The organism is Pseudomonas sp. ES1 (assembly GCF_050586605.1).
GTDB lineage: Bacteria > Pseudomonadota > Gammaproteobacteria > Pseudomonadales > Pseudomonadaceae > Aquipseudomonas > Aquipseudomonas sichuanensis.
The window spans coordinates 1-482 of sequence record NZ_JBOBDM010000147.1 but is presented as its reverse complement, the minus strand read 5'-3'; the positions used below and the strand labels follow the sequence as shown (position 1 = coordinate 482).

General features: G+C 69.7%; 2 protein-coding genes. Both read right to left on the bottom strand.

Translation table 11 applies throughout. The features are described 5' to 3' along the window. Positions 1-216, bottom strand: a 216-nt coding sequence (locus tag ACQ4N9_RS26545; RefSeq protein ID WP_430934137.1) for a hypothetical protein, incomplete at its 3' end; no start/stop codon positions are given. Further along, the coding region (locus tag ACQ4N9_RS26540) for a hypothetical protein (RefSeq protein WP_430934135.1) at positions 213-482 on the bottom strand (270 nt) is incomplete at its 5' end. The genes ACQ4N9_RS26540 and ACQ4N9_RS26545, both read right to left, overlap by 4 nt.

Below are 482 nucleotides of genomic sequence, written 5' to 3'. Positions count from 1 at the left end.
GACCACGTCACCCAGGGCATCGACCAAGGCCATGATGTTGCCCACCACCGGCAAGGCGCCGGCTACGGACTTGATACGTTCGAGGGTGACGTAGCCGCCGCTGACCGATTGCAGCCAGGCATCGAAGGCGGCGGCGCCACGGCCGACGTCCTTGGCATCGATGGTGTTGAGGGGGGCGACGGCGACCTGCGCTTCGCGCTGCTTGGCGTCGGTCATGCCAGCACCTCACTGCTCAGGCTTTTCGCCGGGTTGAGCGGTGGGGTGAGCGTGGGCAGGCTCGGCAGCTGGCGGGCCGCGTTGGCGGCCTTGAGCGCGGGTGCCGCGCCGGGCACCACATTGCTGGCCAGCTGGGCCATGGCGCCGGTGTCGCCGCCGACGGCAGCCTTGACCTGCTGCACCTTCTGCAGCGCGGCCTGGCCACTTTTCGCCAGTTGCATGCCAGTGCCGGCAGGGCCTTGCCCTGCTCCAGCATCCCCGTGCCA